This window comes from Streptomyces sp. P9-A2 (assembly GCF_036634175.1).
GTDB lineage: Bacteria > Actinomycetota > Actinomycetes > Streptomycetales > Streptomycetaceae > Streptomyces > Streptomyces pratens.
The window spans coordinates 5,832,354-5,845,891 of the sequence record NZ_JAZIFX010000001.1 but is presented as its reverse complement, the minus strand read 5'-3'; the positions used below and the strand labels follow the sequence as shown (position 1 = coordinate 5,845,891).

13 protein-coding genes are annotated in these 13,538 nt (G+C 70.9%); 2 read left to right on the top strand and 11 right to left on the bottom strand.

Annotated features, from left to right (window positions below; translation table 11 throughout):
- Positions 1–249: 249 nt before the first annotated feature.
- The 5 genes from V4Y04_RS26640 to V4Y04_RS26620 all read right to left on the bottom strand — a co-directional run bounded on the left by V4Y04_RS26640 (position 250) and on the right by V4Y04_RS26620 (position 6,688).
- Positions 250–1,668: a sugar porter family MFS transporter gene (locus V4Y04_RS26640; RefSeq protein ID WP_332430858.1), complete on the bottom strand. Its 1,419-nt coding sequence runs from the start codon at positions 1,666–1,668 to the stop codon at positions 250–252.
- Positions 1,669–1,904: 236 nt separating this feature from the next.
- On the bottom strand, positions 1,905–5,573 hold the full coding sequence (smc, locus tag V4Y04_RS26635; protein ID WP_332430856.1) for a chromosome segregation protein SMC: 3,669 nt from the start codon (positions 5,571–5,573) through the stop codon (positions 1,905–1,907).
- A 250-nt stretch (positions 5,574–5,823) separates the two neighbouring features.
- Positions 5,824–6,027, bottom strand: coding sequence for a hypothetical protein (locus tag V4Y04_RS26630; RefSeq protein ID WP_004924871.1), 204 nt, complete (start codon positions 6,025–6,027; stop codon positions 5,824–5,826).
- 170 nt (positions 6,028–6,197) lie between these two features.
- The gene (locus V4Y04_RS26625; protein ID WP_332430855.1) at positions 6,198–6,332 is read right to left on the bottom strand and encodes a hypothetical protein; all 135 of its coding nucleotides are present in this window, start codon (positions 6,330–6,332) and stop codon (positions 6,198–6,200) included.
- Positions 6,333–6,406: 74 nt separating this feature from the next.
- A complete protein-coding gene (locus tag V4Y04_RS26620) occupies positions 6,407–6,688 on the bottom strand; it encodes an acylphosphatase (protein WP_332430854.1) in 282 nt (93 codons plus the stop codon).
- 164 nt (positions 6,689–6,852) lie between these two features.
- On the opposite strand from V4Y04_RS26620, the gene V4Y04_RS26615 reads away from it, so the two are divergent.
- Both V4Y04_RS26615 and V4Y04_RS26610 read left to right on the top strand, forming a co-directional pair.
- Complete coding sequence (locus V4Y04_RS26615) at positions 6,853–8,199, top strand: CAP domain-containing protein (RefSeq protein ID WP_332430853.1); 1,347 nt, start codon at positions 6,853–6,855, stop codon at positions 8,197–8,199.
- Positions 8,200–8,375: 176 nt separating this feature from the next.
- Positions 8,376–8,786: a winged helix-turn-helix transcriptional regulator gene (locus tag V4Y04_RS26610; RefSeq protein WP_332430852.1), complete on the top strand. Its 411-nt coding sequence runs from the start codon at positions 8,376–8,378 to the stop codon at positions 8,784–8,786.
- On the opposite strand, the gene mutM is transcribed toward V4Y04_RS26610, so the two are convergent.
- The 6 genes from mutM to coaD all read right to left on the bottom strand — a co-directional run bounded on the left by mutM (position 8,759) and on the right by coaD (position 13,516).
- The gene (gene mutM / locus V4Y04_RS26605; protein ID WP_332430851.1) at positions 8,759–9,643 is read right to left on the bottom strand and encodes a bifunctional DNA-formamidopyrimidine glycosylase/DNA-(apurinic or apyrimidinic site) lyase; all 885 of its coding nucleotides are present in this window, start codon (positions 9,641–9,643) and stop codon (positions 8,759–8,761) included. The two genes, V4Y04_RS26610 and mutM, sit on opposite strands and share 28 nt — an antisense overlap.
- A gap of 151 nt (positions 9,644–9,794) precedes the next feature.
- Positions 9,795–10,685 (bottom strand): ribonuclease III, encoded by an 891-nt coding sequence (gene rnc, locus V4Y04_RS26600; RefSeq protein WP_332430850.1) that lies wholly within the window; start codon positions 10,683–10,685, stop codon positions 9,795–9,797.
- Between the two features lie 7 nt (positions 10,686–10,692).
- A complete protein-coding gene (rpmF, locus tag V4Y04_RS26595; RefSeq protein ID WP_003951102.1) occupies positions 10,693–10,866 on the bottom strand; it encodes a 50S ribosomal protein L32 in 174 nt (57 codons plus the stop codon).
- Positions 10,867–10,868: 2 nt separating this feature from the next.
- Complete coding sequence (locus V4Y04_RS26590) at positions 10,869–11,513, bottom strand: YceD family protein (RefSeq protein ID WP_332430848.1); 645 nt, start codon at positions 11,511–11,513, stop codon at positions 10,869–10,871.
- Between the two features lie 196 nt (positions 11,514–11,709).
- Entirely contained in the window at positions 11,710–12,849 is a 1,140-nt protein-coding gene (locus tag V4Y04_RS26585; RefSeq protein ID WP_332430847.1) for a cell division initiation protein, read from the bottom strand.
- 187 nt (positions 12,850–13,036) lie between these two features.
- Positions 13,037–13,516, bottom strand: a complete 480-nt coding sequence (coaD, locus tag V4Y04_RS26580; RefSeq protein ID WP_332433011.1) for a pantetheine-phosphate adenylyltransferase — start codon at positions 13,514–13,516, stop codon at positions 13,037–13,039.
- Positions 13,517–13,538 lie beyond the last annotated feature (22 nt).

Genomic DNA, 13,538 nt, shown 5'->3' with positions numbered 1-13,538 from the left:
GGCGGATCGAGCCTCCCGGCCCCTGCCCCGGCCCCGGTGGGCGGCCGTGCGGCCGGTGGGCGGCCGTGCGGCCGGTGGGCGGCCGTGCGGCCGGTGGGTGCACGTCACACCGCCGCCCCGGCCCGGACAGGTCCGGATCGGGGCGGCGGGGGTACGAGGAGAGGGGCAGCGGGGACTTGAACCCTTCTCCTCGGTTCATGGGACGGGCCGGCCCGAAGGGGCCCGTCGGTTCCGGCCTCGCGGCCGCGGTCAGCCCATTTCCTCCAGGGCCTTGCCCTTCGTCTCCTTGACGAACTTCAGGACGAACGGGATGGAGAGCGCGGCGAACACGGTGTAGATCACGTAGGTCACCGACAGGTTCCAGTCGGCCAGCGACGGGAAGCTCGCGGTGATGGCCCAGTTGGCGATCCACTGCGCGGCGGCGGCCACACCCAGGGCGGCGGCGCGGATCCGGTTGGGGAACATCTCGCCGAGCATGACCCAGACGACCACGCCCCACGACAGGGCGAAGAAGAGGACGAATATGTGGGCGGCCACCAGCGCGACCCAGCCCTGGGTGGCGGGGAGCTTGCCGTCGACGAGGTCGAAGGAGAACGCCCAGGCCTCCAGCGCGAGGCCGATCACCATGCCGACGGAGCCGATGAGCGCGAGCGGCCTGCGGCCGATGCGGTCGACGAAGATCATCGCGATGACGGTGCCGACGATGTTGATGATCGACGTGGTGAAGGAGTAGAAGAACGAGTCCGTCGGGTCGACGCCGACCGACTGCCACAGCGTCGCGGAGTAGTAGAACGCGACGTTGATGCCGACGAACTGCTGGAAGACCGACAGGCCGATACCGACCCAGACGATCGGCTTGAAGAAGAAGCTGCCGCCGAGCAGGTCCTTGAAGCGGGACCTCTCCTCGCTGTGCATCGCCGTCTCGATCTCGGTGACGCGGGCGTCCAGGTCGATCTCCTTGCCCTCGACCTCTTCGAGGACCTCGCGGGCGCGCTCGTGCTTGCCGGCGGAGATCAGGTAGCGCGGGGACTCGGGGATGGTGAAGGAGAGAAGCCCGTAGACCACGGCCGGGACGACCATGATGCCGAGCATGACCTGCCATGCCTCCAGGCCCAGCACCTCACCGCGCTGGTCGCCGCCGGCGGCGTTCAGGATGCCCCAGTTGACCAGTTGCGACACGGCGATGCCGATGACGATCGCGGCCTGCTGGAAGGAGCCGAGCCGGCCGCGGTAGGCGGGCGGGGCGACTTCGGCGATGTAGGCCGGGCCGATGACGGAGGCCATACCGATGGCTATGCCGCCGACGACCCGCCAGAAGGCGAGGTCGTAGAGGGAGAAGGGGACGGCGGAGCCGATGGCGCTGACGGTGAACAGGACCGCGGCGATCTGCATGCACCGGATGCGGCCGATGCGGTCGGCCACGCGGCCGGCGGTGGCCGCGCCGATGGCACAGCCGATCAGCGCGATCGCGATGACCTGTGCGAGAGCGGCCGAACCGATGTCGTAACGGTCACGGATGGCCTCGACGGCGCCGTTGATCACGGAACTGTCGTAGCCGAAGAGGAAACCGCCCATGGCGGCCGACGCCGCGATGAAGACGACGCGCCCGAGATGCTCGGGGCGAGCCGTACCGGCTCCTGACTTCTGTGCCTGCTCTGAGCTGGTCACGTGTAACTCCTCGGGCCACCGGCATCGTCGCCGGGTGGGGGTCAGCCCTTCCAGGCCCATCTGAAGGTACCTGAAGGTAAATATGATGAAGCTGAGAATATGTCTTCAAGTTCTGAAGTCAAAAGAGGGGGTGAGTCGCGCAATGGTCAGAAATTTCAACAGGATGCATGCACAGTCATGACGAGTTTGAGTTCATGACGTGAAGCCAGAGGGCCCGGAGGGGACCGGGTGGCCCGTCAGGTCGTCCGGCTGAGGCGCTGGCTGATGACTTTGGACACACCGTCGCCCTGCATGGAGACGCCGTAGAGCGCGTCGGCGACCTCCATGGTGCGCTTCTGGTGCGTGATCACGATCAGCTGCGAGGCCTCCTGCAGCTCCTGCATGATCCGGATGAGCCGCTGGAGGTTGGTGTCGTCGAGAGCGGCCTCGACCTCGTCCATGACGTAGAACGGGCTCGGCCGCGCCTTGAAGATCGACACCAGCAGCGCCACGGCGGTCAGTGACCGCTCGCCGCCCGAGAGCAGCGACAGCCGCTTGACCCTCTTGCCCGGCGGACGCGCCTCGACGTCCACGCCCGTGGTGAGCATGTTGTCGGGATCGGTCAGCACCAGCCGCCCCTCGCCGCCGGGGAACAGCCGGGAGAAGACTCCCTCGAATTCCCTGGCCGTGTCCCAGTAGGCCTCGCTGAAGACCTGCTCGACCCGCTCGTCGACCTCCTTGACGACCTGGAGCAGATCCACGCGGGTCTTCTTCAGGTCCTCCAGCTGCTCGCCGAGGAACTGGTGGCGTTCCTCCAGCGCGGCGAACTCCTCCAGGGCGAGCGGGTTCACCTTGCCGAGCTGCTGGTACGCGCGCTCGACGGTCTTCAGGCGCTTCTCCTGCTCGGCCCGCACGAAGGGACGGGGCCTGTCGCGCGGGTGCGACTTCGCGGCGGAGCCGCTGTCGGCCTCGGCCTCCGGCAGCTGCTCGCCCTCGGCGGGGGGCGAGGGCGGCACCAGCCGGTGCGGGCCGTACTCCGCCACCAGTCCCTCCGGTTCGACACCCAGTTCCTCCAGCGCCCTGGTCTCCAGCTGCTCCATCCGCAGCCGCTTCTCGGCGCCGAGTACCTCGCCCCGGTGAACTGAATCCGTCAACTTGTCGAGTTCCGCCTTGAGATCGCGTCCCTCGGTCCGCGCGCGGGCGAGTTCCTGCTCGCGGTGGACCTTGGCGGCCTCGGCGGCGGCGCGCTCCTCGTCGGCACGCGCGAGGGACACCTCGACGTGCGCGAGCAGGTGCCGGGCGCCGGCGGCGACGGCCTCGGCGACGGCCGCCTCGTGCCGCAGCCGGGCCCGCCGCTGCTCGGCACGTACGCGTGCCTCACGTTCCGTGCGGGCGGCCCGGTCCAGGGAGTCGGCCCGCCCGGCGAGCCCTTTGACGCGCTCCTCGTGCGTCCGCACCTGGAGGCGGGCCTCCATCTCGGTCTGCCGGGCGTTGGCCCCGTCGGCGGCGAGCCGGTCGCGCACGGAGGTGTCGGGCTCCTCGTCGAACGGCATCTCCTCGGCGACGGCGAGCCGTTCGGCGAGTTCCTCCACATCGCCGAGCGCCTGGTCGAGGGCCTCCTGCGACCGGGCCGCGGCGGCGGCGGACCGCTCGGCCTCCCCGGCGGCCCCACGGGCCTGCCCGGCGAGCCGGCCGAGTTGCTGGGCGACGGAGGACTTCTCCCGGTCGGCCGCCCGGCGCCGCTCCCCCAGTTCCTCGACGAGGACGGCGTACCGGCCGCGCTCCTCGGTCGCCGTGTGCTGGGCCCGGGTCAGTTCCTCGCACCGCACGGCAAGCACCTCCAGCTCGGCGGCGGCCTCGTCCACGGAGGCCTGCACCTCCAGCAGGCTCGGGGCGCCCGCCGAGCCGCCGTGCGCGAAGTGCGTGCCCAGCAGGTCGCCTTCGGCGGTCACGGCGGTCAGCTCGGGCCGCGCGTACAGCAGCTCCTCGGCATCCTCCAGGGTGCCGACGACCACGATCCCGCGCAGCAGCCGGCGTACCGCGGGCAGCAGCTCGGCGGGCCCGCGCACCAGATCGGCGGCGTACCGCGGGCCGTCGGGTACGTCGGTGAACGGCTCGGGCGCCCCCTGCGGCTCATGCGCCCCGTACGAACCGTCGGCTCGCCGCTCGCGCGGGCCGTCGTGCGCCCTGGCGTGCGACGGGTCCGGGGCGGTGGCGAGCAGCAGGGCGGCACGGCCCGCGTCCTGTGTGCGCAGCAGACGGATCGCCTCGGCGGCGGCCGCGGGTCCGCTCACGGCGAGGGCGTCGGCGGCGGCCCCGAAGGCGGCGGCGAGGGCGGTCTCATGGCCGGGAGTGACGGCGAGCAGTTCGGCGGCGGGGCCGAGCAGTCCGGTGAGCCGGTCCCGGGCCGCGAGCAGCACGCCGGTGCCGTCCTTGCGGCGCAGGCCCAGGGCGAGGGCCTCGTGGCGGGCCCGGGTCGCCGCGCGCTCGCGTTCGGCGGCGGTGGCCGCCTCGCGTGCGGCGGTGAGGGCGGACTCGGCCAGGGCGAGCCGTTGCCTGGCCCTGTCGTGCTGTCCGGCGAGTTCCGCGTCGCCGGCGTCGAGGCCGTCGACCTCGGCCCGCAGGGCCTCGTACTCCTCCTGGGCGGCGGCGGCCCGTTCCCGGGCCTCGTCGCGGGAGGCCGCCAGGCGCTCGATCTCGGCCTGGGCCGCCGCGGCGCGCGAGCGTGCGGCGCCGACCTTGCCGGTGAGGCGGGCGAGTTCCTCCCGCCGGTCGGCGACGGCACGCGCGGCGTCCTTCAGACGCCGTTCTTCCTGGGCGAGTTCGCGTTCCAGCTCGGCGCGGTGGGCGACCGTGTCCTCCAGGGCGTGTTCGGCGGCTTCGAGGGCGGCCTCCAGCTCTGCCTCCTGTTCGCGGACGCGGGCGGCCTCGCGTTCCAGGTCCTCGGGGTCGCGTCCGCGGCGTTCCTCGGGGGGTGCGGAGGTGGCGCTCTTCACGCGCGCGTCGGCGAGCGAGACGGTGCCTCGGACCCGTTCGGCGAGCTGGGACAGCTCGTACCAGGTCTGCTGGGCGTTCTGCAGGCGCGGGGCGAGGCGGCGGACCTCGCTCTCGAGGGCGGCCTCGCGCTGGAGGGCCTTGCGCAGTTCCCGTTCGGCGGTGTCCTTGCGCTCCTTGAGGGCGGTCTCGTCGGCGATCTCCGCCGTGAGGGCCTCGCGCAGGCGCACGAGGTCGTCGGCGAGCAGCCGCAGACGGACGTCGCGCAGGTCGGCCTGGATGACGGCGGCCCTCCGGGCGACCGCCGCCTGGCGGCCGAGGGGCTTCAGCTGCCGCCGCAGCTCGTCCGTGAGGTCCTGCACGCGCGCGAGGTTGGCCTGCATCGCGTCCAGTTTGCGCAGCGCCTTCTCCTTGCGCTTGCGGTGCTTGAGGACGCCCGCGGCCTCTTCGATGAAGGCGCGGCGGCCCATCGGGTCGGCGTGCAGGACGGAGTCCAGCTGTCCCTGGCCGACGATGACGTGCATTTCACGGCCGATGCCGGAGTCGGAGAGCAGTTCCTGGATGTCGAGGAGGCGGCAGGTGTCGCCGTTGATCTGGTACTCGCTGCCGCCGTTGCGGAACATGATCCGCGTGATGGTGACCTCGGCGTACTCGATGGGCAGGGCCCCGTCGGCGTTGTCGACGGTCAGGGACACCTCGGCCCGGCCGAGCGGCGGGCGGCCCGTGGTGCCGGCGAAGATGACGTCCTCCATCTTGCCGCCGCGCAGCGACTTGGCGCCCTGCTCGCCCATCACCCAGCTGAGCGCGTCCACGACATTGGACTTGCCCGAGCCGTTCGGGCCGACGACGCACGTGATTCCCGGTTCGAACCGGAGCGTGGTCGCCGAGGCGAACGACTTGAAGCCACGGAGGGTCAGGGCCTTGAGGTGCACGCCGCCGGACTTTACCCGCCCGGGATGTCCCACTCCATGCACCGGCGGTTTCACGGGTGAACGCGCAGGGCACACCACACGTTAAAGACGGTGAAAGGATGCGCGGGGCAAGGAACTTGGGGATCCGGGCGGCGCGGGGGCGCGGAGACAGGAAAGAAGGGACGCCGGAGCGTCCCTTGCACTTCTGACAACGTGGCGGTGGTGATGGGCGGACCGGCCACTGCTGCGCCCTGGTGGAGCAGTGCAGTGATCAGGTCAGCGCAGGCTCCGCCTGGTGCGCGTCAACGCTCTCCATGATCCTGTCGTGAGAAGCGGCAGCCGCAAGCTCGTCGTTCTCCGCCTGGATCCGTACGAGTTCGGATTCCAGGTCCTGGACGCGCTGCTGGAGCCGTCGCATCTCGGCGAGGAGTCGCGGGTCGGAGCCGCCGACGTAACCGAGAAGCGCCTTTGCCATGATGGATGGTCCTCCACAATGCGTGACCGACCTGTGCGGTGTGGGTCGTGAGGGATGAGCACCCGCGATGCTTGGCAGACCTGGAGTTGTACTGCCGTTCAGCCATGCCAAACAGCTAAGGTGCGCGGGGACTTTCAGCGTCTCACCAAAAAGTTTGACGGTCAACACGATCACACGCCGTATCGGCCGACGACGCGGCGCACACGGCCGCCGGGCGGCTGCGCCGCGATTCCCGCGGCCGTCCTCGGCGCGGCGGCCGTCGGCGCGGGGGAGTCTCCCACGACCTCGCGGGCCTTGGCGGTCACCAGGACTTTTCCGTGCCGAAGACCCGTCCTCGGCGGCCGTCCGTCACCCCCGGAGGCCCTCCGGGGCGGTGGGCTCAGCGGATGGCGAAGCCGTCATATCCGCCCCGGGGTGTGTCCCAGATCTCGGTGACGCCGTCCACGCGTCCGGGCGTGTCGCCGTCCTGGAGCCAGTCGAGCAGTCCGTCGCACCGCTCGCGGGAGCCCTCCGCAACCACCTGGACGCGTCCGTCCGCCAAATTGAGAGCAAAGCCACTCAGGTCGCCGATCTCCAGCGCCTTGGCCCGCGTGAACCAGCGGAAACCCACACCTTGGACGCGTCCCCTCACCCAGGCGACCAGTCGCACATCCTCGCTCATGCCTGCAACCTAACCGGACAATGTCACTCGGGGCACTCCCTCCCCTGGCGGCATGCGGTACCGTCCCGATCGAATGAATCTCATATGAAACTCACTCTTTGGTGTGAGTTTCGTGTTGAACGCGAGGACGAGTCGACCGACGCAAGGACGAGGAAGGCCAGGACATGGGACGCCACCGACGCTCCGCCGCCGGCCGCGCCGCCACGGGCCGCGCCGCCACGGAAGTCACTCAGCACGACGACCGGCACGACGGAAGCCACCGCCCGCTGGGGGCTCACGCCGAGAACGCTCCGACGATGGGTATCGCCCCCTATCTGAACCCGGAGGCGTACGCCGAGACCTCCGCGCGGAGCGCGGCCTACCTCTTCGCGACGGAGAACGCTCCCGGGGACGGCTACGCGGGGCGCTTCACCCAGGGCGGCTCCTCCGGAAGCGCCGTGATTGAGAACGGCCACCAGGACGGCGGCTCCGCCGCGGGCCCGGACCGCTCCAGGACCGCTGACACGGCCGCCGCCGGCATGGCCGCCGCCGACACGGCCGTGTTCGCGAGTGACGGCCTCCGGCACGGGGGCATCCCGCAGCAGGGCGGCTCTCCGGAAGACGGCTTCACACCCGGCGAGAGCGACCGGCACGCGGGCGGGCGCCGCCGGAAGAAGAAGGCCGCGACCCCGGTCCGCACCGGCCTGCTCGGGGTGTCCGCCGCGATGGCCCTCGGCACGGTCGCGGTGGCCACGGGTGTGGTTCCCGGTCTCGAGAACTACAAGTTGGGCGGCGACCGCGCCCCCGGCGACAGCGTCGAGGCCGCGGGCACCCCGACCAACGTGCCCGGCGAGCTGGGCGGCACCTCGGGCAGCCTCGAGAGCCCGAGCCGCGACGCCGGCAACCCCGCGAGCCGCGACTCCGATCGCGCGGCCTCCCCCAAGCCCTCGCCGTCGGAGTCGGAGGCGGAGTCGACCGGCGAGAAGGCCACGAAGACGCCGGAGAAGAAGGCGCCCGCGGAGGCCGAGGCGGCGGAGAAGAAGCCGTCGACGACACCGGGCGAGGAGGTGTCGGAGAAGACGACGGCTCCGGAGCGCAAGACCGCCCCGCAACCGGAGAAGCAGACACCCAGCAGCCCGGTGACCGTGTCCGAGGAGGCCGCCGCCGGAGCCCAGGTGCTCCAGCTGGTCAACCAGGAACGGGCCAAGGTGGGCTGCAGCCCGGTGGCCGCGAACAGCTCGCTGACCTCTCTGGCCACGGCGTTCAGCAAGGACATGGCCGGCCGCGGCTTCTTCGACCACACCGACCCCGACGGCGACACCCCGTGGGACCGGGCGTCGACGGCCGGGATATCCGACCTGGGCGGGGAGAACATCGCCCGCGGCCAGGCCACCGCCGCGGCTGTGATGGAAGCCTGGATGGACAGTCCCGGTCACAAGGCGAACATCCTGAACTGCGACTTCAAGACCCTGGGCGTGGGTGTGCACTTCGGCCCCGGCGGCCCGTGGTGGACCCAGAACTTCGGCTACTAGGGTTCCCCGTACCGCAGGTTCGCAGCAGTACGCGCATGAGATGGACGGCGGCCCGGGTCATCCCAAGCCGCCGTCCGTGCCTTCTGCCCGCCTTCTCGCGCGCCGCCCGCCTCCCGGCGCTGTCGTGCGGTGAGCGCAGTCCGTTGGTGAGCGCCGGGCCGAAGTACGCTGAAGGCATGACAAGCACGCGGCCGCGCCCGGAGGACTCGGTGGAGCAGCGGCTTCCCTACAACGCGTTCGCCCGGGTGTGCCCGTCGCGCGGCACACTGGAGCATGTGACGGGACGCTGGGGCGCGCTGACGCTCGGGGCGCTGTCCGGGGGTTCGCTGCGCTTCAACGAACTGCGCCGCCGGGTCGACGGGGTGAGCGAGAAGATGCTCTCCCAGACTCTGCACGCGCTGGAGCGCGACGGTCTGGTGCACCGCGAGGCGCAGCCGACCAATCCGCCCCGGGTGGACTACGAACTCACCCCGCTGGGCCACGAGGTCGCACGGCGCGTGCTGTCCCTCATCCGTTTCCTGGAGAACAGCATGGACGACGTGCTCCAGGCCCGCGAGAGCTACGACGAGGCGCGTGGAACCCTCTGACACCTCGGGCAGAAGTAGCTGGACCGGTTCATCCAGGGCCGTCGGCGCACCGGCGTACCGCAGCGACGGCAGGGCAGGCCCTCCCGCCCGTAGGCGTCCAGGGACCGGTCGAAGTAGCCCGATTCACCGTTGACGTTGACGTACAGGCTGTCGAAGCTGGTGCCGCCCACCGCGAGAGCGGCGTTCATCACGTCCCGGACGTGGCCCAGGAGAAGCTGGGAGCGCGGGCGGGTGAAGGTCTCCGTGGGGCGCTCGTAGTGGATACGGGCCCGCCACAGCGCCTCGTCCGCGTAGATGTTGCCCACTCCGCTGATCAGCGACTGGTCGAGCAGGGCCCGTTTGATCGTGGTGCGCTTGCGGCGCAGCGCCCGGTGGAAGGCCTCGTCGTCGAAGAGCGGGTCGAGGGGGTCGCGGGCGATGTGCGCGATGACGTCGGGCAGCCCGTCGGGGGTGTTGTCGTGCAGCGAGAGCCCGCCGAAGGTGCGCTGGTCGACGAAGCGGAGCTCGGTGCCGCCCGCCGCGGCAGCGGCTGATGTCCGCGTGTCGGTGAAGCGGACCCGCACGCGCAGGTGCTTCTCGTCCGCCGCGGTGTGCGGCTGGACCAGCAGCTGGCCGCTCATCCCGAGGTGGGCCAGGACCGACTGGTCCGAGTCCTCCAGTGGCAGCCACAGGTACTTGCCGCGGCGGCCTGGGACGCCGACACGGTGCCCCCTCAGACGGTGCGCGAAGTCGTCGGCGCCGGCGAGGTGGCGGCGGACCGCACGCGGGTGCAGTACCTCGACCGCGGCGACGGTCCGGTGGGCGACCCACCGCTCCAGTCCGCGCCGTACGACCTCGACCTCGGGCAGCTCGGGCATGGTTCCCCCTCCGAGGACCTTCCTTGACGACCACGGCCCGAGCGCCCGTCCCTGCCGGGGCGGGGCGGGCGCTCGGGCCGCGCTCTGCGTGTGTCGCGAACACCCCGAAGACCGCGGGTGCCGCGTGATCCGCGTGTTGATGTACGGATCGTCAGGCGGAGGCCGACGACGTGTCGGCCGCAGGCTCGGCGCTCGCGTCGGCGACCGGGTCGGCCGCTTCGGCCGAGGCAGCCGCTTCGGCCGTCGGGGAAGTCACTTCGGCCGAGGCAGCCGCTTCGGCTCGCTCGTCCGCAGCGGCCCGAATGGACCGCCAGGCCGACTCGGCGGCCTGCTGTTCCGCCTCCTTCTTGCTGCGGCCGGTGCCGGTGCCGTACGAGACGCCTCCGACGCGGGCGGCAGCAGTGAAGGTCTTCTCGTGGTCGGGGCCGGTCTCCGTGACCAGGTACTCGGGTACGCCGAGTCCTTCGGTCGCGGTGAGTTCCTGGAGACTGGTCTTCCAGTCCAGGCCGGCACCGAGGTTGGAGGACTTCTCGATCAGCGGGTCGAACAGACGGTGCACCAGCTCCGCCGCCGAGTCGAGTCCCTGGTCGAGATAGACCGCGCCGATCACCGCTTCGAGGGTGTCGGCGAGGATGGATGCCTTGTCCCGGCCACCTGTGCCCTCTTCACCGCGGCCGAGCCGGATGAAGGAACCGAGGTCGAGCCCGCGGCCCACCTCCGCCAGCGCACGCGAGTTGACCACCGCGGCCCGCAACTTGGCCAACTGGCCTTCGGGCAGATCGGGGTGGGTGGTGTACAGCGTGTCCGTGACGACGAGGCCGAGCACGGAGTCCCCGAGGAACTCCAGCCGTTCGTTCGTCGGCAGACCGCCGTTCTCGTACGCGTAGGAACGGTGGGTCAGCGCGCGCACCAGAAGGGCGGACTCGAGCTGATAGCCGAGCCGCCCTTCCAGAAGCGTGTGGGACGAGGCCTGGTGGTCCGCCGTTCCGCTCCCGCTCGCGCGGGGCGACTGCTTCTTGGGCGTGGACACAGTGCCTCTCACCAGCCGCTCAGACCTCGAGGACCTGGCGCTTGTTGTAAGTGCCGCAAGACGGGCACGCGATGTGCTGCTGCTTGGGCTCGTGGCAGCGCTCGCACGCAACCAGGGTGGGGACCGCAGCCTTCCACTGCGACCGGCGGTGGCGCGTGTTGCTGCGCGACATCTTCCGCTTCGGAACAGCCACGGCTACTTCTCCTGCTTCTCGTCGACGCCCGGTTCGGCGCCGCTCATGTCGTCCTTCTCGCCATCTTCGGGTGAACCGGCGAGTCCCTGCAGTGCCGCCCAACGGATGTCGACGGCGTCGTGGTGGTGGTCCGGGTCGTCCGCGAGCCGGGCTCCGCACTCGGAGCACAGGCCGGGGCAGTCGTCCTGGCACACCGGCTGCATCGGCAGTGCGAGCACCACCGCATCACGCAGCACGGGCTCGAGGTCGAACATGCCGTCCTCGAGAGGGAGCCTGTCCTCGTCGTCCTCGGCGTCGTCGCCCGGTTCCGCCTTCGCGCGGCCCCGGTCGTCGGCGTCAGGGTACGAGAACATCTCCTGGTATTCCGCGACGAGCTCCAGCTCGAGCGGCTCCAGACACCTTACGCACTCCCCCTCGGCCGTCGCACGGGCGGTGCCTGTGACAAGCACACCCTCCATGACCGACTCGAGCCGGAGTCCGAGCTCCACCGGAGCGCCTTCCGGCACTCCGATGACTCCCTGGATCCCGAGGTCCCTGGGCGCTTCGATCGAGCGGGTCAGGCGCTGCAGCGCGCCCGGCCTCCGTCCCAGCTCGTGTGTGTCGAACACGAGGGGATTGCGGTGGTCGAGGCGGGCGTTCAGAGCCATTCCTGCTTTCGATCTTCGAACTCGGAGAAACACTGTCCCGTGATGTTCCCGGGCAGCGTGGATCGCGGACGTCTACGGAATCGGAGCAGCGCACACACGACCGATGAGCCAGGATACTGGACCTTCGGCTCTCGTCCCAATCCGGGCCGGTGACAGGCCGGGGGGGCCGGGCGCCGCCCGGGCCGTAGCCGAACGGTCAGCCGTTGCCGCGGCCCTGTTCGTAGGCACGCAGCTGTTCGGCGCTGATCATGCTGGTGTCGAAGAGGCTGGTTTCGTCGAGGGCCGCCGGGTTCTGCTGCTGCGGGGCGTAGTCCTGCCCGCCCTGTCCGGGGTCGTAGGCCGGCTGCTGCGGCGTCTCGTAGCCCTGGTAGGCGGCGTACGGGTCGGTCTGCTGAGCGGGGGCCTGCTGCGGGTAGCCGTAGGCGTCCTGTCCGCCGCCGTACTGCTGCTGCTGCTGCTGGTAGCCGCCGTACGGATCGGGCTGCTGGTTCTGCTGCGCGTAGCCGTACATCTGTTCCTGCTGGGCGTAATCCTGCTGGTCGACCTGCGGCGCCTGCCGGGGCTGCTCGGGCGCGGCCTGCTGGGGCCGGGCGGGCCGGGCCGGGGCGTCCGACATGGCCGCGAGGTCGGCGAGGTAGTCGGCGTCGCTGGAGTGCTGAACCGTCGTCATGTCCTCGGCGAGGGCGCCGAGGTCGTCGCTGGCGATCCGGCCGTGCAGGGTCTGGCGGCCCCGGCCGACCGCGTCCAGGGTCTTGGCGAGGACCGCCTCGAAGGCGCCGAGCTTGACGTCGACGTACTCGTCGGCGCTGCGGCGCAGGGTCTCCGGATCGTGGCTGCGCTCGGGGGCGTCGTCTTCTTCGGGGTCCACGTAGCCCTGGTGGTCGGGACCGGGTCCGGTGCCGAGCAGTTTCTCCCGGCCGCGGCCGACGGAACCGATGGTCTTGGTGAGGACGACCTCGAAGTTGGCGAGCTTGGAGTCGACGTAGTCGTCGGCCTCCGCGCGGACCTCCTCGGCCTCCTTGCGGGCCTCGCCGAGAATCCGGTCGGCCTCGGACTGGGAGCGGCGGGCGACCTCGGTGCCGGAGATCAGGGAGCCACGCTCGGCGTGTGCGCCCTCGATGATCCGCTCGGCCTCCTGACGCGCCTGCTCGACCATCTGTTCGCGGCCGCCGATGAGTTCCTGCGCCTGGGCGAGGGAGTCGGGCAGCGCCGCGCGCACCTCTTCGAGCATCGAGAGCAGGTCGGCGCGGTTGACCACGCACGAGGCCGACATGGGCATCGAACGGGCCCCGGAGACCAGGTCGACGATCTCGTCCAGCTTCTTCTGCACGTCCACCGTGTGCTCGCCACTCTCTACAGCTGTGTTGGAGACGGACGCAACGACTGTAAGGCTCTGGGGCGGGTGGGGGACACCTGCCGGCGGATTGCCCGGGGGCCGGCGGTCCCCGGTCCGTGGGCTGTCCGGCTCCGCCGGGCGCTCAGGGCGTGCGCGGGCGGCGCGGCGGAGCGTGCGCGGGCGGCTCTCAGTCCTTGCGCAGTCGCTCGGAGAGGACGGAGAGGACCTCCGGGGGCACCAGGTGCGAGACGTCGCCGCCCCAGGTGGCGACCTCCTTGACCAGGGAGGACGACAGGAAGCTGTAGGTCGGGTTGGTGGGGATGAAGAGGGTTTCCACGCCCGAGAGGCCGTTGTTCATCTGGGCCATCTGCAGCTCGTAGTCGAAGTCGCTGACCGCGCGCAGGCCCTTGACGATCGCGGGGATGTCACGCTCCTTGCAGAAGTCGACGAGCAGGCCGTGGAAGGCCTCGACCCGGACGTTCCCGTACTCGGCGGTGACCCGGCCGATCAGGTCGATCCGTTCCTCGACCTCGAAGAGGCCCTTCTTGGACTGGTTGATCATCACCGCGACGTAGACCTCGTCGTAGAGACTCGAGGCTCGGGCGATGATGTCGAGATGTCCATTGGTGATCGGGTCGAACGACCCGGGGCAGACGGCGCGGCGCACTGGTGATCCCTCGCTCTCCGGT

Bases quoted from the DNA above. Each gene is read 5' to 3' on its own strand.
- mutM (WP_332430851.1), bottom strand. From the start codon at position 9,643: ATGCCCGAGCTGCCCGAGGTCGAGGTCGTACGGCGCGGACTGGAGCGG.
- V4Y04_RS26590 (WP_332430848.1), bottom strand. From the start codon at position 11,513: ATGGCTCTGAACGCCCGCCTCGACCACCGCAATCCCCTCGTGTTCGAC.
- V4Y04_RS26630 (WP_004924871.1), bottom strand. From the start codon at position 6,027: ATGGCAAAGGCGCTTCTCGGTTACGTCGGCGGCTCCGACCCGCGACTC.
- V4Y04_RS26615 (WP_332430853.1), top strand. From the start codon at position 6,853: ATGGGACGCCACCGACGCTCCGCCGCCGGCCGCGCCGCCACGGGCCGC.
- V4Y04_RS26610 (WP_332430852.1), top strand. From the start codon at position 8,376: ATGACAAGCACGCGGCCGCGCCCGGAGGACTCGGTGGAGCAGCGGCTT.
- V4Y04_RS26620 (WP_332430854.1), bottom strand. From the start codon at position 6,688: ATGAGCGAGGATGTGCGACTGGTCGCCTGGGTGAGGGGACGCGTCCAA.